This window comes from Phocaeicola barnesiae DSM 18169 = JCM 13652, from assembly GCF_000374585.1.
In the GTDB taxonomy this organism is placed as follows: Bacteria; Bacteroidota; Bacteroidia; order Bacteroidales; family Bacteroidaceae; genus Phocaeicola; species Phocaeicola barnesiae.
Genome location: NZ_KB894660.1, coordinates 25,020 through 48,091, shown reverse-complemented (window position 1 = coordinate 48,091; position 23,072 = coordinate 25,020). Strand labels below are relative to the sequence as shown.

The following is a 23,072-nucleotide window of genomic DNA, read 5'->3' as shown; positions in this document are numbered from 1 at the left end:
TGTTCACTATGGATGATATGTAAACCACAAGGTTTGGCAGGATGCAACCATTTTTCAAGTGCAAGGTGCAAGCCTATCCTATATATATAGGCTCGCACCTTGTACTGAATGAGGAAGTTCAATAATTTAATAATCAAATGTTTGGAAATTCAAAAGTGATTTCTTACCTTTGCGGTATCCAAAAACGGATGACAAACGGCTGCCGATGGCAGACAATAGGCGTTCTCCAAAATCGTTACTAATTCGTTACGGTACGATTTTTATAAGGATTAAAGAGCTTGAATATTAAAGAAATAGGTTGCTTTGGGACAAGCCCCAAGCGGATCACCAAAAAGTTTAATAGAAAACCGCTGATAAGATTCAATTATCGGCGGTTTTCTTTTTATCTTACCTCAAAATTGAGCCAAACCGGATCGGCTCAGCTCAATTCTACAAATAACAGATAAAAACGGTTATTCCATCTGGAATTCCATATAATATTTACTCAATCACTTCACGTACGAAGTAAACTCCATCATATTCTGCGGCAAAACCATCATTCCATTTTCCATTATACTCCAGTTTTAACGTCATCCGAAGCGACTTTCCGTTCTTTTGACCACCCGTTTTCCGGTCATAGACAGTTGTTAAAGTTCCTGTCTTATCAACCAGCCAGAACTCCCGACCGTCATTATCCGGACGGAAAGACCGGACCTCATGACCGATACGGACTTCACCCGACTGGACATACAACACCTGTGTTGAATCCGATTTTACATCAGCTCCTGTCAGACAGATGCTGTTTTCATCGAATAAGGGAGCATCCTGACCTATTTCCACAAATACAGCCCGGTCGGGACAGGAAAGCTGTACTTCGAAATATCGCATACCGCTATTGCCTACCCCCCATCCGCTACAAGTCGAAGGTACAGGCTCTTCTTTCATCTGCTTCTCCACCTCAGTTGCATAAGAGCCTGCTGGTACCAGCAAATACCGCTTGAAACCTTCACGTCCGGATTCCACCTCCTTAAACTGACAAGTCTGACTGTCGTTCCAACCATCCTGCATCCGCAGCAAAGGAATCACATCCTCTATGGAACGGTTCTTCAGCGGAAACACCTGCATCACTTTATGGGGAGCCGCATCTCCGTTACGGACCACAACAGCCCCTGGAAGAGAGGCATCCGCCATCACTCTGATTTCCGGATTACACTGCGCCCAGAAACTCAACCCGGCTCCTGTCACCCGTTCCCACTCAAATCCTTCGTACGCCTCACGGGAAGGGACATCAGTCACTGCCTTCTGAACAGTTTCCACTGTTGTTTCTGTCTTCCCGTTTCCTCCGCAGGCACAAAGGCCCGCCACTACAAATAAAGCCAGATACTTCATCATCCATTCATTTTAATGAAAATCCAACATAGTCTTTTCATGATTACAACATGTCTATTTTTCTTTCAGCGAAATATGACTTCCATCCGCCAACGTAGTCAGAACAGCCTCCTGTCCTTTCCCACGAAGATCGAACACCGGATTCTTATAACCATATCCGGAGGCTGTACGATACTGATACAACAGGCTATAGATTCCTTTCCGGCTCATCTGCGCCACACCGGCCTTTCCAAAGAAAGCCACCTCAATGTCCTCTCCGTCATCGGTCACAAAGACAGCCTTTACCAAGTCTTCTATCCCGCTGGTAGCATACAGTAACTGCCCCCGTCTGGAAACCAGCCATTCCGATTCGGATTTTTCCACCAGATAAGTATCATCATCTTCTACATTCCATACCGGCGTACCATCCGGACGCATTCTGCGGTCAAGTACGACATCCGTTTCCGGATCGAAAAACTCCAGTTGGGTAGAATCAGCATTAAACACCAGATAACCTGCAGAGGAAGACTGCGGGTTGACTACGGAATGCACACGACTACCTTCTTCAAATACACGGATTTTCTTCTGAAGCATTTCCGACCAAGTATACCCCATGGCAACATCGCTGCCTCCAATCAATCCTTTATCATCCTGTCGACGTACATACTGAATGCGATACATATCACCCTTTCCCAATGTCAGTGTATCTCCACTGAAGGAAACAATATCCAAAGTATCTGCAAATTCAATGGTCTGTCCGTTGCCGATACTTTTCCCTTCCAGCACTAGCCGTGAATCTCCTGTCAGCCCCCAGTGCTGATATTGCAGCGTAGCCATCCCGATAGAAGACGCCTCACCTTTTTCATACAGACTGACTCCCTGTACAATATGCTGATTGACAGGCATCACTTCTATCCAATTTCCGGTCAAATCCTTTTCTGTCACTTTTTCTGTTGTGCTGCATGACATCCATAAACCAGCAGATGCCAAGGCCATATATACAATAGATTTCTTCATAGTCTTTGGTTTCCAATTGTTATGTTACTTCCTATATAAAGATTCAAAAACAAGATTTATACCTGCAGAGTACGGACAGCTTCGGACAGCTGTTCCAAAGCCTGCCGGATAACCGAACGTGGCGAAGCGACATTCATCCGCATAAACCCTTCTCCACCTGGTCCAAACATTTCTCCATCGTTCAAAGCCAAGTGAGCCCGATCTACAAAAAGATTTACCAACTGTTCATGATTCAACCCTAATTTCCGACAGTCTAACCATACCAGGAAAGAAGCCTGCGGACACAAAGGTTTGATTTGTGGAACATGAACCATACAGAACTCCATCACCAACCGGATATTGCCCTCGATGTAATGCAACATTTCCTGTCGCCACGCTTCCCCCTGCGAAAAAGCAGCCAACGTAGCTATCGGCGCAAAAAGAGTCGGCTCATTCAGTTCGTTCGCTTCCAACCAACGATAGAAAGGACGACGGATTTCTTCATTCGGAACAATGGCATATGAACTTACAACACCGGCAATATTGAATGTTTTGGAAGGAGCTCCGAAAGTTATGCTACACGCAGCCGCCTCAGCAGATACCGAAGCAAACGGAATATGCTTATTTCCCCACAAGGCCATATCGCAATGGATTTCATCGGAAACCACCAATATATGATGTTTGTAGCAGAAATCTGCCAGACGTACCAAGGTTTCACGGTTCCACACAATGCCTCCGGGGTTATGCGGGTTAGACAGCAACAGCACACGGCATTTTTCATCGGTCACAGCTTCCAGGTTATCAAAATCCATCGAATAAGTTCCATCGGCTTCTTCGCGCAACGGATTATATACTACCTGCCGGCCGTTTCCTTGCGGAGTCAGCCGGAACGGATGATACACAGGAGGTTGGATAATCACTTTTTCATCTTCTTTTACGAAGAAATTGACCACCATACCAATACCTTTTACAATACCCGGAATGTAAGTCATCCACTCCTGCTCCACCTTCCAACCGTGATGTGAAGCTATCCAGTCCGTTACTACAGGCCAATATTCTTTGGGTTCCTCTGTATATCCAAACAGAGAATGTTCCAATCTTTTGCGCAAAGCCTCCGTTATAAAAGCAGGTGTTTCAAAATCCATATCGGCCACCCACAACGGCAGCAAGTCGGTCCGTCCGTATAACCGCTGTAGTGCTTCCAGCTTTACGGCATTTGTTCCGGTCCGGTCTATCACTTTATCAAAATCATAATTTTCCATATCGTTCTATTGTTGTGTTTAATGAACCGTTCAATCGTACAAAAGTAATGATTTAATCGGGAAACCGACTGAATTTTCCCGAATAGAAATTTCATCCGATACGCAACCGTAAATATGCCCGGTCGTCGTAGGAACAGTTACCTGGACGAACGCCCTTCGTCCCTACATTCCGATGCATGCACAAAGGGTCTCCGGCCAGCATCCGCCGAAGATAAGCCTCTGTTTCATCCAACGTAAAGAACAGTTTCGGATACCCGTCGGATGCCAAGACGATTTCTGTCTCATCTGCAACGGAAAAGCATTTTACCTGTTGCATGGGAACCTGAAAACCATCGAATACTGCATAGGCATAACGAGCATCCGTCCGGTTCTGCAACCAGGCCTGCTGTTTCAGAAAAGGAAGAATGAAAGCCCTGCCAGGATCGCAGGCAGCCAGTTCATCGATGGTCATACCGGATGCCAATGCCGCTTCGTTACAGGCAACCCGCGCTTCGGCCATGACACGGTCCACTTCCTTTTCATTCGCTGAATAAAATGAATGAGTCAGGCAACGGCAGTCCCCTACTTGCCAGACTTCTTTCCGACAAACACTGTAGATAACGGCACTGGCCGTACACCGGCATGCAGGAATTGAGATAACCTGTTCCAACAACTGGTTCGTCTCGTAAAAAGTATGGATACGTTCTGTCACTGCGGCAACGGCCTCCGCACACGTTGCGTCTGCCGGCAATACCTGCAGTGCTTCCATCACACACTGTACAGCCCATTGTCCGGTAGTCATTCCATCCTTCCGGAAATCGGATTTGGAAGTAGCCCCGTCAATGACAGTCGCAAAAGCCGGACCGACAAAAAGAGCGTCTTCATTATCCGCCTCCGAATGTTTCCCTTTCAGAAATGATTCTACAACACTGAAAGTACCTGTATTCGCTATGCGCGTCTGTTCTTCCTTCATATCATCAGCAAAAGATTGGTCAGTACATACGAAGGTAAACAATTTCCGACATTTCCAATAGAGTTTCTTTACAGAATCGACGCCCAAACAGCCTACCGCAACAACCAATTCACATTTTTCAACTTCTTTCACCTCAACAAAAAGCACAAAATGCTGTTTTTATGGAAGAATTCACTGATTTACTGACAACAATTGGTAATTCGGTGAATAATCTGTAATTTTGTCGCCCTATATAAATTCATGATATGAAAGTCAGTCAGAAAACCTCTTGCATCGCTATATTATTATTGACATTCCTTTCACTTCTGAACGTTGCGGAAACGTATGCAGAAGTTCCGGTCAAGACAGATTCCACCGATACATGGGAACCTTCGGATTCCGTATTCGTCCATTACCTGGAGGAACAGGGAATTCCTGTTACATCACACAATCAACTGAAACTTCTGACCAGCGGCAGAGAAAAATTCAAATGTCTTTTCGAAGATATACGAAGAGCCAAACACCATGTACACTTGGAATATTTCAATTTCCGCAGCGATTCCATTGCCAAAGAAATGTTCACATTATTGGCAGAAAAAGCCAAAGAAGGAGTGAAGGTACGTGCCATGTTCGATGCATTCGGAAATCTTTCCAACAACCGTCCGTTACGCAAACAACACCTGCAGATGCTGAACGACCGAGGTGTTGAAATCGTCAAATTCGACCCTATCCGCTTCCCGTACGTCAACCATGTATTCAGTCGCGACCATCAGAAAATCATTGTCATTGATGGGCAGATAGGATTTACCGGAGGTATGAACATCGCCGATTACTACATCAACGGACTACCGGGAATCGGGCCTTGGCGGGATATGCACATCCGGATAGAAGGACCGGCTGCCGAAGAATTGCAGAAAGCCTTTCTGCGTACCTGGAATAAAGAGACCAAACAGCATGTCCAAGACTCCTGCCTTTTCAGCATAAACCACGATTCACTGGCCCGCCTTCCTTACCACCGGGGCAATCAGGTGGCCATCGTACAACGTATTCCGCACGAAGCGCCGAAAGCCTTGCGTGAAGCCTACATTGCCGCCATCGATGCAGCCGAACATAAGATTCAGTTAATCAGTCCCTATTTTACCCCGACAGCCAGCATCAAGAAAGCCATCAAACGGGCCATCAAACGGGGAGTTCGGGTAGAAATCATGATTCCAGCAAAATCGGATATTCCGTTTACTCCCGATGCAGGCTTCTACATCGCCAACCAGTTACGCAAAAAGGGAGCCCATATCTATGTGTACAACGGAGGATTCCATCATTCAAAAATCATGATGGTAGACGACCGTTTCTGTACCGTGGGCAGCATGAACATGAACAGTCGGAGCATCCGCTACGATTATGAAATCAACGCGTTCATCATGGACCTGCCGATAACCGATGAACTGACCCAGCTTTTCAACAACGACAAACTGGACAGTACCGTCCTGACCAAAGAAGAATACCACAAACGTGGAGCCTGGAAACGCTTCGCAGGTTGGTTTGCCCATCTGTTCACAGCATTCATTTAAAATCCCGACGACAGATTACGATAAGAAAATTTATAGGGAAACACTCTCGGAAAGTTTGATATTTTTCTTATTTTTGCCAAATATGTAAATTTGGATAAATACGTAGACAAAAAACAATGAGAGTAATTGATTTAATCAAATCGACCCCAAAAACAGCCTTTTCATTCGAAATTCTCCCTCCGCTGAAAGGTACCGGCATCGAAAAAGTATATGCCGACATCGACATGCTGAGAGAATTCGACCCGAAATACATCAATATCACCACCCACCGCAGCGAATATGTGTATCAGGAACTGGGAAACGGACTTTTCCAGCGTAAACGTATCCGCCGCCGGCCGGGAACTGTCGCCGTAGCCGCAGCTATCCAGAACAAATACAATATCACCGTGGTTCCGCACATGCTCTGCAGCGGATTCACGCAAGAGGATACTGAATACATGCTGCTTGACCTGCAGTTTCTGGGCATCACCGACCTGTTGGTATTGCGTGGCGACAAAGCCAAACATGAATCCTCCTTCATCCCCGAACCGGGCGGTCATACACACGCCATCGACCTGGAAAAACAAATCCATGAATTCAATCAAGGTGTATTTCTGGACGGTTCTCCCATCAAGGCACCGGTACACACTTTCAGCTATGGAGTGGCCTGTTATCCGGAAAAGCACGAAGAGGCCCCGAACATGGAGCAGGACCTTTTCTGGTTGAAACAGAAAGTAGAAGCTGGCGCAGAATATGCTGTAACCCAGATGTTCTTCGACAACCGCCATTACTTCAACTTTGTAGACCGTGCCCGCGAAGCAGGTATCACAATCCCGATTATACCGGGAATCAAGCCGTTCGGAAAGCTTTCCCAACTGAGTGTCATTCCGAAGACATTCAAGATTGACCTGCCTCAGGAACTGGCTTCCGAAGCCTTGAAATGCAAGAACGACGAGGAAGCACGTGCCCTCGGAACGGAATGGTGCATCCAGCAATGTAAGGAACTGATGAGTCACAATGTACCCAGTATCCATTTCTATACAGTAGGTGCTGCCCGTGCTGTACACGATGTAGCCCAGGCCATCTATTAACCCATATTCGCTGCAGTCATGTTCTTCAAAGATGTCATCGGACAAAGCGCTGTAAAGCAGCATCTGCTGCAAAGTGTCCAGCAAGGAAAGCTTCCTCATGCCCTGTTGATTACCGGGCCGGCAGGAAGCGGCAAACTGCCTTTGGCGCTGGCACTGGCCAGCTATGTATGCTGCGACCACCCTTCGGATACGGACGCATGCGGTACATGCCCCTCTTGTGTGAAGGTCAAGAAACTGATACACCCGGACATCCATTTCGCTTTTCCGATAGTCAAGAAGAAAGCCGGCAAAGAATGGGTCTGCGACGATTTCATCAACGAATGGCGTGAAACCATACTGAAAGACCCTTACATGGATCTGCACCGCTGGATGGAAGCCATTGGCGTAGAAAACCAGCAACCGCAGATTTACGTCAAGGAAAGCGATGAAATCCAACGGAAACTCTCGCTGAAAGCCAGCCAGGGTGGCTACAAGGTGATGATTATCTGGTTGCCTGAAAAGATGAACATAGAATGCGCCAACAAACTGCTGAAGCTGCTGGAAGAGCCTCCAGCCTTTACCCTTTTCCTGTTGGTAAGTGAGGAACCGGCTGCATTGCTCCCTACCTTGGTAAGCCGTACACAGCGCATTCACCTTTCTCCCATCGAGGAAGAACTGCTGGCCGACTGGCTACGTAAAAAATACATGCTTTCCGCCGAAGATGCCGATGAAATCGCTCACCGTTCGGAAGGAAGCCTGCTGAAAGCTGTCGAAAACATCCACCTCAGTGAAGAGCAACGCATCTGTTTCGAAAGTTTCGTCAACCTGATGCGGCAAGCCTACCGACGAGACATCCGTTCACTGAAACAATGGAGTGAACAGATTGCCTCACTGGGACGGGAACGCCAGAAGAATTTCCTGGTCTATAGCCAACACATGCTCCGGGAAAATTTCATCTACAATTTCCATCGTCCGGAAATGAACTACATGAGCAGTACAGAGCGGCAGTTCGCCGTCCGCTTCTCGCCGTTCATCAACGAAAAGAACGTCATGGAAATCATGGATCTGCTCAGCGAAGCCCAACAGCACATCGAGCAGAACGTTAATGCAAAAATGGTATTCTTCGATGTAGCCCTACGCATGATTGTGCTACTGCTGAAGAAATAATATATAGCTAACAAACGAAACAATGAATAACGAATTTATCCTCAAGAACGGAAGCGGAGGCCTTTGCTGCAAAGGCTGCGGACGTCAGAATAACAAGCTGAACACCTACGACTGGCTGGCCGACATCCCCGGAAACGGCGATGAGCAGGAAATCGTGGAAGTACAGTTCAAAAATACACGCAAGGGATATTTCAAAAACAGCAACCGGCTGAAACTGGAAAAAGGTGATGTGGTCGCTGTAGAAGCCAGTCCCGGACATGATATCGGAACAGTAACCTTGACCGGCAGACTCGTTCCGCTCCAGATGCGGAAATCCGGAATGAAACCGGATACGGAAATCAAACGTATCTACCGCAAGGTAAAACCCATTGACATGGAAAAGTATGAAGAAGCCAAGTCGCGTGAACATGCCACCATGATCAAGTCACGGAAAATCGCCGAAGATTTAGAACTTCAGATGAAAATCGGTGACGTAGAATACCAGGGCGACGGAAACAAAGCCATCTTCTACTACATCGCCGACGAACGAGTAGACTTCCGCCAACTCATCAAAGTATTGGCTGAAGCTTTCCGCGTACGCATCGAAATGAAACAGATCGGAGCCAGACAAGAAGCTGGACGTATCGGTGGTATCGGTCCATGCGGACGCGAACTCTGCTGTGCTACATGGATGACCAGTTTCGTTTCTGTCTCTACCAGCGCAGCCCGTTTCCAGGACATCTCACTGAATCCACAGAAATTAGCCGGACAGTGTGCTAAACTGAAATGCTGTCTGAACTACGAAGTGGATGCCTATGTGGAATGCCAAAAGCGGTTACCAAGCAAAGAAATCGTACTGGAAACCCAAGATGCTACATACTACTACTTCAAGGCAGACATTCTGGGAGGTACCATTACGTACAGTACCGACAAGAGTTTCCTGGCCAATGAGGTCACTATCCCTGCCCGTCGGGCCTTCGAAGTTCTGAACATGAACAAACGGGGAGAAAAGCCACTGAAACTGAACGAAGATACAACAGCCCGCGAACCGGATAAACCGAAAGACCTGCTGGAACAGGAAAGTGTTACCCGCTTCGACAAGAGCAAGAACGCCAAGAACAAAAAGAAAAAGAACAAAAGCGAAACACGCAACGAAAATAACGGACCGAAAAACAACGGACGACAGAATCCGAACAAACCGTCAGGGAACGGAGAACAACCGGCCGAAAACAAACGTCCGGTAACTCCACAAGAACCGATGGCGGCAGCTGCCAAAAACAACGATACAACCGTTACGGCCGAAAATACGGTACCGAAAGAAAACCGGAACCGTGGTGACAGACAGCCACGTGAAAGCCGTCCGCCAAGAGACAAGAACCGTCAGCCTAAGCCGAACAAGAACAAGGAACAGGGTACTTCGGAAACACCGGAAATGAAAGCTCCGGAAAACAAGCCTAATGAAAACAGACGGCAGGAAGAACGGAACAACCAACCCAAACGACGTGAAAGAACAGAGGCACCGGAAGGCCCAACCGCCCGCGAAAACGGACAACCGGGTGAACAGAACAACAACCGGAATCGGAATAACCGCCGACCGAACGGAAACAACCGCCGACCCAATGACGGGAACGCCCCTGAAGGTGGAAATACCGAACCTCGGAAACAGGAGGGTGAAATCCATGCCTAATCTACCGTCATTCTTTAAACAATATAGTACATACATGCTGTCAGTTCTTCTGCTTGGAGGATTGGCAGCATGCCATACGGATACAGTCTATCACGTCTATCATCCGGTTTCTGAGAACGGATGGAGCAAGCAAGATACACTGACCTATACCCTTTCAGACAGCTTGAAAACAGGATGTTACCAATTGGAAGTAGATATACGCCATACGGAAGCCTATCCTTACCGGGATATCTGGTTGGAACTGGCATTCGAACGTAGAAAGCCTCAACAGCAACTTGCCGTAACCTCCGAACTGGAAGATTCACTGGATATGAATGAACCGGATATACCCACCGATTCCATGATGTGGGTAAGAGATACCCTTCATTTCTATTTGGCCGATGAACAAGGAAGATGGCTGAAAGGAGGTACCATAGGTAGTCTTTACCAGTTCAGTGCACCGGCCAGACCTTTCTGTCTGAATGATAAAGACGGAAAAACTTTCCGAATCATCCATATCATGAAAGACAATCCGTTGCAGGGCATACACGATATTGGAATCCGACTGTTTCAACCATCCTCCCAAACAGAATAATTCCATCAACGGTCACGACCGGCATCGATCCTCAGGAAAACAAACAACAAGATTGTAAATCCCCACAGAGACGAACCGCCGTAACTGAAGAACGGTAAGGGTATACCGATAACCGGAGTTACCCCCAACACCATACCGATATTGATGAACAGGTGGAAAAAGAAAATACTCAATACACAATACCCATAGACTCGGCCGAAACGGGAAGTCTGCCGCTCCGACAATACCATCAAACGTAAAATAAAAGCAGTAAATAACAGCAAAACAAGCGCAGAGCCGAAAAATCCCTGCTCTTCACCCACTGTACAGAAGATGAAGTCTGTATCCTGCTCCGGTACATATTTCAACTTTGTTTGAGTACCGTTCAGGAAACCTTTACCCCAAAATCCACCGGAGCCAATGGCAATCTTACTTTGATTCACATTATAACCGGCACCCGCAGGGTCGTCTGTTATCCCCAACAAAACCTCAATACGGATTTTCTGATGAGCCTCCAGGACGTTATTGAATACATAGTCTATCGAATAAAAAAATACAGCAGAACCAACCGTAAAGACCAAAATATACATATAATTGGCCAAACGTTCCCTGTAATACAGATAAAGCAGGTAAAGTACAATGGCTGCCGCCAGTACCATTTCCACAATTACGACATTAAAAGGAATGACATAGCATGAAAACAAGACCGCCAGCAGAATAACTCCGCCACTGACTCCCAGGATGTAACAGGCAAAACGACGATGCAACTTAGCATAAGAATAGAACAGTAAGCCAGACAGCAATACAATCAATCCCCATACAGAAAAAGCTCCCCAAGGGGTCGTCTCATCCGGCATCAAATCTGCACTGAAACGCACGCCTACGATGAAATACACAACCGCACAAATCCCCGCGAACAAAATGGAACCGGTCATTCCTTCCCGGTAAAGTACCAAAAAGAATGACAGATAAACCAATGCGGAACCGGTCTCCTTCTGAAGAACAATCAACACCATCGGCAAGAGAATAATCCCCAAGGCTGCCAACATGTGCTTCTTCCGTTTCATCGAGAACGTATACTCCCCCATAAACTTGGCCAAAGCCAAAGCCGTAGCGAACTTGGCAAATTCAGCCGGCTGCAAGCTGACTGGACCGAGAACAATCCAGGATCGGGAACCCTTGATTTCGTGCGGATTAAAAATGGTACCAAACAGTAACAATAACAAGATACCGTAAATCAGGTAAGCATACGTATCGTAGAATTTATCTTCCAGCATCAGCAAGACAAATCCCAAGCACAAGGAACAGCCCATCCACATCAGCTGCTTTCCGGCACGGGTCCCGAAGTCCAGAAAATTAGGTTCCCCATAATCATAGCTGGCTCCACACACACTGAACCATCCACAGACCAGCAATATCAGATACAGACCGATGGTCCACCAGTCGACTGCCTTCCAAATACTATCTTTCCTGTAACCCATAATCAATTCTACGGTTTTGTATTTCCGTCGCCATCTCTTCATCTTCAGGCGACAATTTTCCTTTCAGGTATTGCTCAATCATCAACCGGCCGATAGGTACTCCATACGTAGCTCCCCATCCACCGTTCTCTACGTATACGGCTATGGCAATTTTCGGGTCATTCATCGGAGCGAATCCCATGAAGGCCGAATGGTCTTTTCCACGGTTCTGCGCCGTACCTGTTTTACCGCATACCTCAATGTCCGGCAGATTGGCCATACGGCAAGTTCCTCCCAATACGGCCGAACGCATTCCTTGTACCACTTCTTCGTAATGGACCTTGTCTACCATCGTATAATGCCGCTGCGAATAAACAGTATCTAGAGGCTCACCGGATACTTCCTTTACCACGTGCGGTGTTACGTAATATCCCCGGTTAGCGATGGTGGCTCCCAGATTGGCAATCTGCAAAGGAGTAGCAGTTACTTCTCCCTGACCGATAGCGATACTGATGATGGTCAGTCCGTTCCATGAACCCCGATAAGCCTTATCATAATATTTGGAGTTCGGAATCATTCCGCGTTTCTCACCCGGAAGATCGATACCCAACGGATAACCGAAACCCATGGAAACCATATAGTCCCTCCAGGTATCCATCGCCTTCTGTACTGTACCGTATTTCTGACGAGATCCGATCATATAATACAATCCCCAACAGAAATAACCGTTACACGAGGTAGCTATAGCAGGAATCAACGGTAACGGAGAACCGTGTGCGTGACATCCTACACGCAAACCACGGAAAACGAATCCATGAGAACAAGGGAAAGGGGTACTCGTAGTAATGACTCCTTCCTGCAGGAAAGTAAGCGCTTGAGTAGTCTTAAAAGTAGAGCCCGGGGGGTAGGCACCCATGATAGCACGGTTCAGCAAGGGTTTCCACGGGTCACGAGCCAATGCCAGATGATTCTTACCACGGTCACGCCCTATCATCAGATGCGGGTCATAAGTAGGCGAAGAAACCAGACAAAGCACCTCTCCCGTAGAAGGCTCTATGGCCACGATGCTGCCGATTTTTCCTTCCAGCAGACGTTCGCCCAACTGTTGCAGGTTGATATCCAGACTCAATTTCAAGTCTTTGCCAGGAACAGAAGCCTTATCAAACTTACCGTTCATGTATTTCCCCTGAATACGTCCACGGGCATCACGCAGCAGAATCTCTACTCCCTTCTCACCACGGAGCTGCTTCTCGTACGAACGCTCCACTCCCAACTTCCCGATAAAGTCGCCGGCTATGTAGTAATCATCATTCTCGATATCGGATTTCGACACTTCGGCCACATCGCCCAAGATATGAGCACCCGACGAATGGTTATACTGCCGGACCGTACGACGTTGGATATAAAAGCCAGGGAACTTGAACAGTTTTTCCTGAAAGACCCCGCAATCCTCACTGGACAGTTGTGACAGGAAAATCTGATTGGTATACGGAGAATATCCAGGATTCAGCCGACGGTCCTTGATTTCGGCCAAACGTCTGCGCAAATAGTCAGGAGTAATCTTCAATGTCCGGCACAAGTCCATCGTATCGAGCTGCGTCACTTCTTTCATGACAATGGTAATGTCATAAGCAGGCTGGTTATAAACCAGCAGCTCTCCGTTCCGGTCATAGATGATTCCACGACTCGGATACTGGATTTTCTTCAGGAAAGCGTTACTGTCAGCATTCTTCTTGTAGTCTTCACTCATGATTTGTAAAGAAAGCAGACGCAACAAATAGACCAGTACGATACACACCACCGCACCGGCAATCACATATTTCCGTTTCTCAAGGTCGTAATTATGCTCCACTATTTCTTCCTCCTCATAGCATCCAGACACAGAATGCACACCAAGGTAACCAGCGCATCTGTACTCATTTTTATCAACAAAGTCTTCACGTTGAAAAACGAAAAGGCATCCAGCAGATTCAGGACGATGGAAAACAGCAACGTACAAACCAAGGCATACCTGAAAAAGGACGAAAAGCCCATGACGGCAATTCCCGGTTCAAAATTCTCGGTCGGGTCACGTTGGGTCTGTGCAAACAGCAATGGCGGTCGTACAAATGCCAGGAAAGTGGCAGCAGCCGCATTCAGACCCGGTGTATTACTGAAAATATCGATACTTAGTCCCAAGGCAAAAGCCCATCCCATCAGCACTTTACGGTTCACCTGTGAATTAAGCTTCAAGATGAAATAGATATAAAGCAAGGGAGTAGCATATTGATATATATGTACATGATTCAGCACCAGCACCTGCACCAGGAGCAGAATGACAAACCATTTGATCCGTTGTAAGAAAATCATAATCTCATCAGTTGTTTAATAGAACTTTCACACTATCCTCCAGCACCGCTTGTTCTCCGTAATTAAGAGGTGCGATGACCTGCACATCATTCAAACGGGCAAAATCTGTAAACAGACGAATCTTCAACAGATAAGAAAGTCCGTCATGACTGTCGCTCATATCATCGACCGTACCGACCGGAATCCCGACCGGAAAGACAGAACTGTGTCCACTGGTCACCACTGTATCACCCAAAGCAAACTCCGAATGTCGTGGCAAGTCCTCAAGATAAGCATACTGCGAGGAGTTACCGTCCCACTTCAAGATACCGAAATAAGAAGTCCGCTTGATTTTGCAGCTGATATTACTCTTGGCATTAAGCACAGGCAATACAATGGAATGATGAGAAGCTGTCAGATACACGATACCCACGATTCCGTTCCCGCAGACAACCCCCATTTCAGGCTGTATACTGTCAGCACTCCCTTTATCGAGGGTAATGAAATTATTGGCCTGTGTCACGCTGTTGTTCACCACATGTGCATCTACAATCCGGTAATTCTGAAGTGCCTCCTTCCGCAAGCGGGTAATGGCCATAGTATCTTTTCCATACTCAGCCAACTGACGCGACAGATTCTCCACTTCCAGTTCCAACTGTACATTACGGGCAGTCAGCCTTTCGTTCACACCACGCAAACCGAAATACTGGGTTACCTGGTGAGAAGTCTCATAAATCACTCCGGACACATAATTGGCCGAAGAAAAGAAGACGCTTCCCTGATAATTGTTGAAACGGAACAACAATACGAAACTAGCGATTTCCAACAAAACGAACAGAAACCAATAATCGTATTTTATTATAAAATTAATGAGATTACGCACGTCAATACACTGGTTTTCGGGAATGAGCGTTAAACAGTTCCTGTCTGTGCTCCCCGGATTTCTATTACCTCCATAAACAAACAGTGAGGATGAAACTGTGTGATACCCATACAGTCTCAACCTCATGTGTTATTTCATACAAGTAGAAGGTCTCTACTAACTTCAACGCATCAAGAATGAAAAACGGTCTACATTCTTCAAGGCGATACCTGTTCCCTTCGCTACGCTCAACAGTGGTTCGTCAGCAACATGGAACGGAATGTTCATCTTGTCAGTCAGACGTTTGTCCAGGCCACGGAGCAAAGCACCACCACCCGTCAGATAGATACCGTTGGTCACGATATCGGCATACAGTTCAGGCGGCGTATTTTCCAATGCGCTCAAGATAGCTGTTTCAATCTTGGCGATACTCTTCTCCAGACAGTGGGCAATTTCCTGATAGCAGACAGGGACTTCCATCGGCAGAGCCGTAATACGGTTAGGACCACGCACCACGTAATCTTCCGGAGCCTGGTCACCCAGATCAGTCAAAGCGGCACCTACATGTATTTTAATACGTTCAGCCATACGTTCACTCACCTTCACATTGTGCTGGCGGCTCATGTATTCCTGAATATCAGCTGTCAGATCGTCACCGGCGATACGGATAGAATTGTTCGAAACGATACCTCCCAAAGAGATAACGGCGATTTCGGTAGAACCTCCACCTATATCTACAATCATATTTCCTTCCGGAGCCTCTACATCCAGACCGATACCGATAGCGGCAGCCATCGGTTCGAAAATCAAATAGACATCACGTCCGTTGGCATGTTCCGCACTGTCACGTACAGCACGCAATTCCACTTCAGTTGAACCGGAAGGTACACCGATAACCATTCGCAATGACGGAGTGAACAAACGACGTCCGGTGTTCACCTTCTTAATCAGTCCACGCATCATCTGTTCGCAGGCATTGAAGTCCGCAATCACCCCATCACGTAACGGACGTACCGTACGGATATTCGGGTTTTCCTTTTCATACATCAGTTTGGCACGTTCGCCTACGGCAATCATCTTGTCGGTCCGACGGTCGAGAGCAACGACAGAAGGCTCATCCACCACAATCTTGCCGTTACTTATAATAATGGTATTGGCTGTGCCAAGGTCCATCGCTATTTCTTGCGTAAAAGAGAATAATCCCATTTCCTATTCCTTTTTTGTCTAATTTAGTAGCGCCGACAGCCGTCTTCCGGCTATCGGCAAAATGAATCAATGTTTAAAGTGACGGATTCCCGTAACAACCATAGCCACCCCATGTTCGTTGCAATACTGGAAGGTAAGCTCATCCTTTACAGAACCACCCGGCTGGATAACGGCCTTCACACCTTCCTTGTCGGCAATTTCCACACAATCAGGGAACGGGAAGAAAGCGTCACTGGCCATAACGGCTCCATGCAGGTCGAAGCCAAACGATTTAGCTTTCTCGATGGCTTGTTTCAACGCGTCTACGCGGGAAGTCTGTCCCACACCGCTAGCCAGCAGCTGCTTGCCTTTAGCCAGCACGATAGCGTTGCTCTTGCTGTTCTTCACAATCTTGTTGGCAAACAGCAAATCTTCTATTTCAGCATCTGTAGCAGCTTTCTCTGAAACCTGCTTCAGGTCATTACGAGTTTCGATACGAGTATCCTTATCCTGTACCAATACCCCATTCAGCAACGAGCGGAACTGTACAGTGCTACCCTTACCTTCCTTACGGATAAGGATGATGCGGTTCTTCTTCTGTGACAGGAATTCCAACGCATCGGCATCGTATGCCGGAGCGATGATGACTTCGAAGAAAATCTTGTTGATTTCTTCGGCTGTAGCCCGGTCGACAGTCGCATTGGTAACCAGCACACCGCCGAACGCAGAAACCGGGTCGCCGGCCAAAGCGTCTTTCCAGGCTTCGAGTACAGTGGCACGTGAAGCCAATCCACAGGCATTGTTGTGCTTCAGGATAGCGAAGGTAGTTTCATCAAATTCCTCAATCAAATCGACAGCTGCATTAATGTCCAGCAGGTTGTTGTAAGAAATCTCCTTTCCATGTACCTGTTCGAACATTTCTTCCAGCTTACCGTAGAAAGTACCTTTCTGATGAGGATTTTCACCATAGCGCAACGGGTGTCCGTCTTCTACTGCACAGCGGAAAGCAGTACCTTCTCCTCCGTCGAAATAGCCCCAGATGGCTGAATCGTAGTGAGAAGAAACAGCGAAAGCTTCGCGTGCGAACCAGCGTCTTTCGTCACGGGTAGTTACGGCACCCTTTTCATTCAGGATGTCCAAGAACGGTTTGTACTGGTGTTTGCTGGCCACAATCACCACATCGTTAAAGTTCTTGGCAGCGGCACGAATCAGTGAGATACCACCGATATCGATTTTTTCTATAATAGCTTGTTCTTCGGCACCCGAAGCAACAGTATCTTCAAACGGATAAAGGTCAACGATAACCAGGTCGATTTCCGGAATCTCGTACTGGGCAATCTGCTTCTGGTCTTCTTCCAGTTCGCGACGGCACAGAATACCTCCAAAGATTTTCGGATGTAATGTCTTTACACGTCCCCCTAAAATGGAAGGATAAGTAGTAAGATCTTCTACTGCTTTACACGGATAACCCAACGATTCGATGAAATGACGGGTTCCACCTGTAGACAGGAATTCAACTCCTTCTGTGTGCAGTTTGGCAAGTATTGCATCCAAACCATCCTTGTGATAAACCGAAATCAACGCGGTTTTGATTCTCTTTGACTCTGACATTACTATAGATTTTAGATTTGGGTGCAAATTTACAAATTTTCAGTTGATAAATAGGTGATATTTACGTGAAAATATCTTGCAATTTTGGAAAACCAGTTTCTCACATAAATTTTACCTTGCCACCGGACACCCCCTTTTCCTTCCGGCCCCGTTTTGTAACAGAAATGTAACATATATGTCTTTTTCCTATAACATGAGACTCCTATTTTTGCGGCAAAAATCAGAGAGTACAAGTATGGAAACAATTTATCTGGGGATTGTCATATTCCTGTTTATGCTGGCAGTGTTCGACCTGCTGGTGGGCGTCAGTAACGACGCAGTGAACTTCATGAACTCCGCTGTCGGAGCCAAGGTAGCCAACTTCAAGACCATTACCATCGTGGCTGCCATCGGGGTCTTTGCCGGAGCCATCCTAAGTAACGGTATGATGGATATCGCCCGTCACGGCATCTTCCAACCGGTCAATTTCAGTTTTTATGAAATCATGTGTATCTTACTGGCTGTCATGGTGACCGACGTCGTCCTGCTCGATGTCTTCAATACATTAGGGCTACCGACTTCAACCACCGTATCCATGGTATTCGAGCTGTTAGGAGGAACATTTATCCTGGCTTTGCTGAAAATCATGGGCGACGAGACCGGTCTTCTCACGTTGGGCGATATGATGAATACGGAAAAAGCGCTCTCCGTCATCATGGGTATCTTCCTTTCTGTCGCCATTGCGTTCATTGTCGGCACGTTCGTGCAATACATCTCCCGTATCATCTTCGGATTCAACTACAAGAAACACCTGTCATGGACCATCGGTATCTTCGGAGGAATCGCCGTTACCTCGCTACTATACTTTATTCTGATTAAAGGTCTGAAAAGCGCTCCGTTCATGACCGACGCTTCCAAAGGTTGGATTGAAGAGAACACAACCCTACTGATGACCGCCTGCTTCATCGGGTTCACTGTACTGATGCAGATTCTCCACTGGTGTAAAATCAATGTATTCAAGATTATTGTCCTGCTGGGAACCTTCTCACTGGCCCTGGCATTTGCCGGTAACGACCTGGTGAACTTCATCGGTGTCCCTTTGGCCGGCTTCTCTGCCTATACCGACTACGTGGCCAACTCCAATGGAACAGACATCCATCACTTCATGATGAGTTCACTGATGTCATCGGCCAAGACACCGGCCATCTTCCTCTTCCTTTCGGGTATCATCATGGTATACGCACTGGCTACATCGAAAAAGGCCAAGAACGTTATCAAGACTTCTGTCGACCTGGCCCGCCAGGAAGAAGGCGACGAAATGTTCGGTTCATCCGCACTGGCCCGTACCATCGTACGTAGAGCCACTTCCATCAACGAATTTCTGGTCAAGGTCATTCCGGCCGGTGTACGCCGATGGATTGACAGCCGCTTCAATAAAGACGAAATCATCCTGGAGAACGGAGCTGCCTTCGACCTGGTACGTGCTTCCGTCAACCTGGTACTCTCCGGCCTGCTGATTATTATCGGTACCACCATGAAGCTGCCGCTTTCCACCACTTACGTAACCTTCATCGTTGCCATGGGTAGTTCATTGGCCGACCGTGCCTGGACACGTGAAAGCGCCGTATACCGTATCACCGGTATGCTTTCAGTCATCGGCGGATGGTTCATCACCGCTTTCGTAGCCTTCATCGTATGTGCCCTCGTAACGTTCATCATGTTCTACACCAGCTTTGTCGGTATGGTCATCTTCATCGGAGTAGCCGTATTCCTGCTGATTCGCAGCAACATCAAATACAAACAGAAAGAACAGGCTGAAGGTCAAGATGACATTTTCAAGCGCATGATGAGCAGCAAGGACAAGAACGAAGTGCTTTCACTCCTGCGCCAGCACGTAAAGGAAACACTCACCAGCTACATCGGATTCACTGAAAAAGCCTATATCCAGATAACCGATGGATTCATCAACGAAGACCTGAAGAGTCTGCGTAAAGCTGTTAATGCTACCGATGACCAGCGGAAGATGTTGAAGAAACGCCGCCGGAAAGAGATTCTGGGTCTGCGCAGAATACCTATCACAACCGCTATCGAAAAGAATACCTGGTTCCACCTGGGCAGTAACAGTTGCGAACAGATGCTATACTGCCTGAAACGTATCGGTGAACCATGCAAGGAACATGTGGACAACAACTTCAATCCGCTGACTCCGGAACGCATTGCCGAACTGCAGGGTGTCCGTCAGGAACTGTGCAAACTGATGGAACGTACCCAGTCTGCCATCGAAAACAATACATACGACGATGCCGACGATATCCTGAAGAAAGGCGATGAGCTGAAGAATACCATCTCTGCCTTACGTAAACAGCAGATGAACCGGATGCAGGAAAGTGACAGCAACCGCCTGAAAGTATCCATGGTTTATCTGAACATCTTACAGGAAACCCAGGAATTAGTAAGCATCTGGCGTCACCTGCTACGTGCCAGCCGTTTCTTCCAGGGAGATTACGTTCCTCAAGAGGGGCACCCGGAAATGCTGACAGAACATACAATCTGACAAACACACACTCTTTCTCAATTCTTGCGGGGATGTACCGAATGCGGTGCATCTCCGCTTTTTTATAACACAACGAACAGATACATCCTATCACCTGCAGCCGACAGACATCATCCAGCCACTTGAGATCACACATATTCCTTCATTCATTCTCTCAGACGTACCCATCTTGTGTTCGTTCTACTTCCACAAAACGTATGTTTTCAGACCGCAGGACCTACATTCCACATGTAAAAGACATACGTTCCTGACACGGAAAATCTAAAAAAGAAACAAACAAAAACGGAACAGGTGGAAGAAGCGCGACCGACCTCTTCCACCTGTTTATGTTATTATCCGATTAAAAACCACTTTTTCAGAAATGAACCATTTCCCGCTTCCGCTGCTGATAAAGCTGATAAGAATTGACTACATTATGCCATACACTGTAGAAACCGGCAGCCACGGCTGTAACGGGAGTCAGAAAAGTATATCCCATCCAGATGGCTACCACCGTATTCTTCTGCCCCAATGCCTGTCCGGCACTGATGGAATCGTGATAGACACGGCCGATACGCTTTCCTATCCAGAACTGAAGCCCGCAACAAATCAAAGAAACAATGGCCAGTCCGGCTTGATAACCGAATGAATAATCGCTATGCATAATACTGCGTACCGTTACCGCAATAGCCAACATCAAAGCCACTGCCCACAAGTAAAAAGTCAGGTTATGGAACTCGCCCAACCGATGATGCATGGCAGGCCACAGATACCGCAACAGCACTGCCGCAACAAAAGGCAACAGCAGCAACGGGAATACTTTACCCAATATCAGAATAAAAGCTCCCCAGAAAGTCATATCCGGATTAGGATGTACCAACGGAACTAGCAAAGGCACCAGAAATGCCGCCAACAAGTTACTTAAAATGGTATAAGAGGTCAGATGACCGGCATCACCACCCAGTTTACGGGTAACCACAGCCGCAGCAGTGGCTGTAGGACAAATCAGACACAGCATCGCCCCTTCCATCCAAACTCCGCCTGCCATATCGCGGAACAGCAACAGGATTCCTCCCAACAATGAAAAACTTCCGGCCTGCACCAGCAACAGCCAGACATGCCATTTACACGGACGTAACTCCGACAAATCGACCTTACAGAAGGTCAGGAATAACATCAGAAAAATCAAGACTGGTTGTATAATCGCAACCGCATGATTGACGAATGGTTTTGTACCTGCCAGAAAAGGCAGATTGACATACACAAAATAAAGGATGACTCCCAACGACATAGCTATCGGGAGTGTCCAGTCCTTTATAAATTGAATGATTTTCATAAATTTAATCCTCAAACAGTTTACTACGCACCAACAGACAGGCACCTATCATTCCAGCCTTGTCCTTCAACTTGGACAAGACGACTGAAGAATCCTTGTTGACCAGATTCAATGTATATTTCCGGATAGCTCCCTTTACGGGCAACAGAATATAATCCTCTGTAGCCGAAAGTGCCCCACCGATAATCACCAGTTCCGGATTAAGCAGATTAATGACTCCTGCCAAATAGCGTCCCAGTAACATTCCTATTTCTTCTACCAGTTCGATGCAGAGCAGGTCTTCTTTGTTGGTAGCCTTGATAATGTCCTCCAAAGTCACAGATTCCTTAGCTGCCAGAATCCGCTCCGACAAAATAGAACTCTTCCCCTCAGCTACCTGTTCACACAGCTTCCGGTACAAAGCCATCCCCGAGACCTCGGTCTCCAGGCACCCTTTCTTTCCACAATGACAAAGTATTTCATTATCGAACACACTGAAATGGCCTAACTCACCGGAAAATCCGGATTTACCGGCATAAAGCTGTCCGTTAATAACCAGACCGACTCCCAAGCCCCAGCTCAGATTGACAAAAACAATGTTCTTTTCACCTTTTACCACACCTTTCATACATTCACCGTATGTCATGACACGGGTATCATTATCTATACTTACCGGGATTCCTATCTTTTCAGTCAGCACTTCATTCAAAGAGCGCTCCTCAAAATTAAACAGACTGAAACTATATCCCAAATCAGGGTTGACACGTCCCGATATATTGACTCCTACCTGCAGTATCTTGTCCCGCAAAGTTGCGTTGTCGTCTATAAAAGCTTGAATCTGTCCACAAAGCATATTCAAAGCCTCGGGTGTATTGACCAGACGGAAAGGAACATTCAGCCATTCATCGATGATATCACCCGTAAAATTCATCAGACCGATATTAATATCTGTTTTTCTGACATCTACACCCACGAAATAACCGGAATCAGCATTCAGCCCATACAGTGTCGGCGGTCTCCCCTCCCCGGTCTCCAATTTCCCATAGTTGACGATAAAACCATCCTCGCACATTTCTGTGATGAACTTTGTCACCGTAGGTACACTCAAATTCAGTTCCTTCGCCAAATCCGGAATCGTAGAGGAACGGTTATACATATAATATGTAATGATGCGTTTCTTGGTGACTGCGCTCTTTGCACCTCGGGCTATTTCGAGCAATAAATGATGTTGCGGCATAATAATAGATTTTAATTCGACAG

General features: G+C 46.9%; 18 protein-coding genes. 6 read left to right on the top strand and 12 right to left on the bottom strand.

Features of this window, described 5'->3' with window-relative positions; genetic code table 11:
* Positions 1 to 480: 480 nt before the first annotated feature.
* From C510_RS0114325 to C510_RS16675, 4 genes are all read right to left on the bottom strand, one after another.
* Entirely contained in the window at positions 481 to 1,371 is an 891-nt protein-coding gene (locus C510_RS0114325) for a hypothetical protein (RefSeq protein WP_018711965.1), read from the bottom strand.
* 51 nt (positions 1,372 to 1,422) lie between these two features.
* Positions 1,423 to 2,364 carry a lipocalin family protein gene (locus C510_RS0114320; RefSeq protein ID WP_018711964.1) on the bottom strand — a complete coding sequence of 314 codons (942 nt, stop codon included), beginning with the start codon at positions 2,362 to 2,364 and terminating at the stop codon, positions 1,423 to 1,425.
* A 56-nt stretch (positions 2,365 to 2,420) separates the two neighbouring features.
* The gene (locus tag C510_RS0114315; protein WP_018711963.1) at positions 2,421 to 3,605 is read right to left on the bottom strand and encodes a MalY/PatB family protein; all 1,185 of its coding nucleotides are present in this window, start codon (positions 3,603 to 3,605) and stop codon (positions 2,421 to 2,423) included.
* A 91-nt stretch (positions 3,606 to 3,696) separates the two neighbouring features.
* A complete protein-coding gene (locus C510_RS16675; RefSeq protein ID WP_018711962.1) occupies positions 3,697 to 4,704 on the bottom strand; it encodes a protein phosphatase 2C domain-containing protein in 1,008 nt (335 codons plus the stop codon).
* A 98-nt stretch (positions 4,705 to 4,802) separates the two neighbouring features.
* Here C510_RS16675 and cls point away from each other — a divergent pair, with 98 nt between their 5' ends.
* From cls to C510_RS16670, 5 genes are all read left to right on the top strand, one after another.
* Positions 4,803 to 6,104: a cardiolipin synthase gene (cls, locus tag C510_RS0114305; protein ID WP_025892918.1), complete on the top strand. Its 1,302-nt coding sequence runs from the start codon at positions 4,803 to 4,805 to the stop codon at positions 6,102 to 6,104.
* A gap of 116 nt (positions 6,105 to 6,220) precedes the next feature.
* A complete protein-coding gene (metF, locus tag C510_RS0114300) occupies positions 6,221 to 7,174 on the top strand; it encodes a methylenetetrahydrofolate reductase [NAD(P)H] (protein ID WP_018711960.1) in 954 nt (317 codons plus the stop codon).
* 18 nt (positions 7,175 to 7,192) lie between these two features.
* Positions 7,193 to 8,320: a DNA polymerase III subunit delta' gene (gene holB, locus C510_RS0114295; protein WP_018711959.1), complete on the top strand. Its 1,128-nt coding sequence runs from the start codon at positions 7,193 to 7,195 to the stop codon at positions 8,318 to 8,320.
* Positions 8,321 to 8,342: 22 nt separating this feature from the next.
* Positions 8,343 to 9,986, top strand: coding sequence for a PSP1 domain-containing protein (locus C510_RS0114290; RefSeq protein ID WP_018711958.1), 1,644 nt, complete (start codon positions 8,343 to 8,345; stop codon positions 9,984 to 9,986).
* A 34-nt stretch (positions 9,987 to 10,020) separates the two neighbouring features.
* The gene (locus C510_RS16670) at positions 10,021 to 10,560 is read left to right on the top strand and encodes a gliding motility lipoprotein GldH (protein WP_018711957.1); all 540 of its coding nucleotides are present in this window, start codon (positions 10,021 to 10,023) and stop codon (positions 10,558 to 10,560) included.
* A gap of 5 nt (positions 10,561 to 10,565) precedes the next feature.
* Here the strand turns inward: C510_RS16670 and rodA are convergent, their stop codons facing one another.
* The 6 genes from rodA to purH all read right to left on the bottom strand — a co-directional run bounded on the left by rodA (position 10,566) and on the right by purH (position 17,985).
* A complete protein-coding gene (rodA, locus tag C510_RS0114280) occupies positions 10,566 to 12,020 on the bottom strand; it encodes a rod shape-determining protein RodA (RefSeq protein ID WP_018711956.1) in 1,455 nt (484 codons plus the stop codon).
* A complete protein-coding gene (gene mrdA, locus C510_RS0114275) occupies positions 12,001 to 13,851 on the bottom strand; it encodes a penicillin-binding protein 2 (protein WP_018711955.1) in 1,851 nt (616 codons plus the stop codon). Before mrdA ends, rodA begins: the two co-directional genes overlap by 20 nt.
* Complete coding sequence (mreD, locus tag C510_RS0114270) at positions 13,851 to 14,351, bottom strand: rod shape-determining protein MreD (protein ID WP_025892920.1); 501 nt, start codon at positions 14,349 to 14,351, stop codon at positions 13,851 to 13,853. The genes mrdA and mreD overlap by 1 nt, the downstream gene beginning before the upstream one ends.
* A gap of 4 nt (positions 14,352 to 14,355) precedes the next feature.
* The gene (gene mreC / locus C510_RS0114265; RefSeq protein ID WP_018711953.1) at positions 14,356 to 15,210 is read right to left on the bottom strand and encodes a rod shape-determining protein MreC; all 855 of its coding nucleotides are present in this window, start codon (positions 15,208 to 15,210) and stop codon (positions 14,356 to 14,358) included.
* Between the two features lie 162 nt (positions 15,211 to 15,372).
* Entirely contained in the window at positions 15,373 to 16,395 is a 1,023-nt protein-coding gene (locus tag C510_RS0114260; protein WP_018711952.1) for a rod shape-determining protein, read from the bottom strand.
* A 66-nt stretch (positions 16,396 to 16,461) separates the two neighbouring features.
* Positions 16,462 to 17,985 (bottom strand): bifunctional phosphoribosylaminoimidazolecarboxamide formyltransferase/IMP cyclohydrolase, encoded by a 1,524-nt coding sequence (purH, locus tag C510_RS0114255; RefSeq protein WP_025892924.1) that lies wholly within the window; start codon positions 17,983 to 17,985, stop codon positions 16,462 to 16,464.
* Between the two features lie 235 nt (positions 17,986 to 18,220).
* On the opposite strand from purH, the gene C510_RS0114250 reads away from it, so the two are divergent.
* Entirely contained in the window at positions 18,221 to 20,518 is a 2,298-nt protein-coding gene (locus C510_RS0114250) for an inorganic phosphate transporter (protein WP_018711950.1), read from the top strand.
* Positions 20,519 to 20,873: 355 nt separating this feature from the next.
* Here the strand turns inward: C510_RS0114250 and C510_RS0114245 are convergent, their stop codons facing one another.
* Positions 20,874 to 21,833 (bottom strand): bile acid:sodium symporter family protein, encoded by a 960-nt coding sequence (locus C510_RS0114245; RefSeq protein ID WP_022339657.1) that lies wholly within the window; start codon positions 21,831 to 21,833, stop codon positions 20,874 to 20,876.
* Positions 21,834 to 21,837: 4 nt separating this feature from the next.
* Positions 21,838 to 23,049, bottom strand: coding sequence for an ROK family transcriptional regulator (locus C510_RS0114240; protein ID WP_025892926.1), 1,212 nt, complete (start codon positions 23,047 to 23,049; stop codon positions 21,838 to 21,840).
* Positions 23,050 to 23,072: the final 23 nt, after the last annotated feature.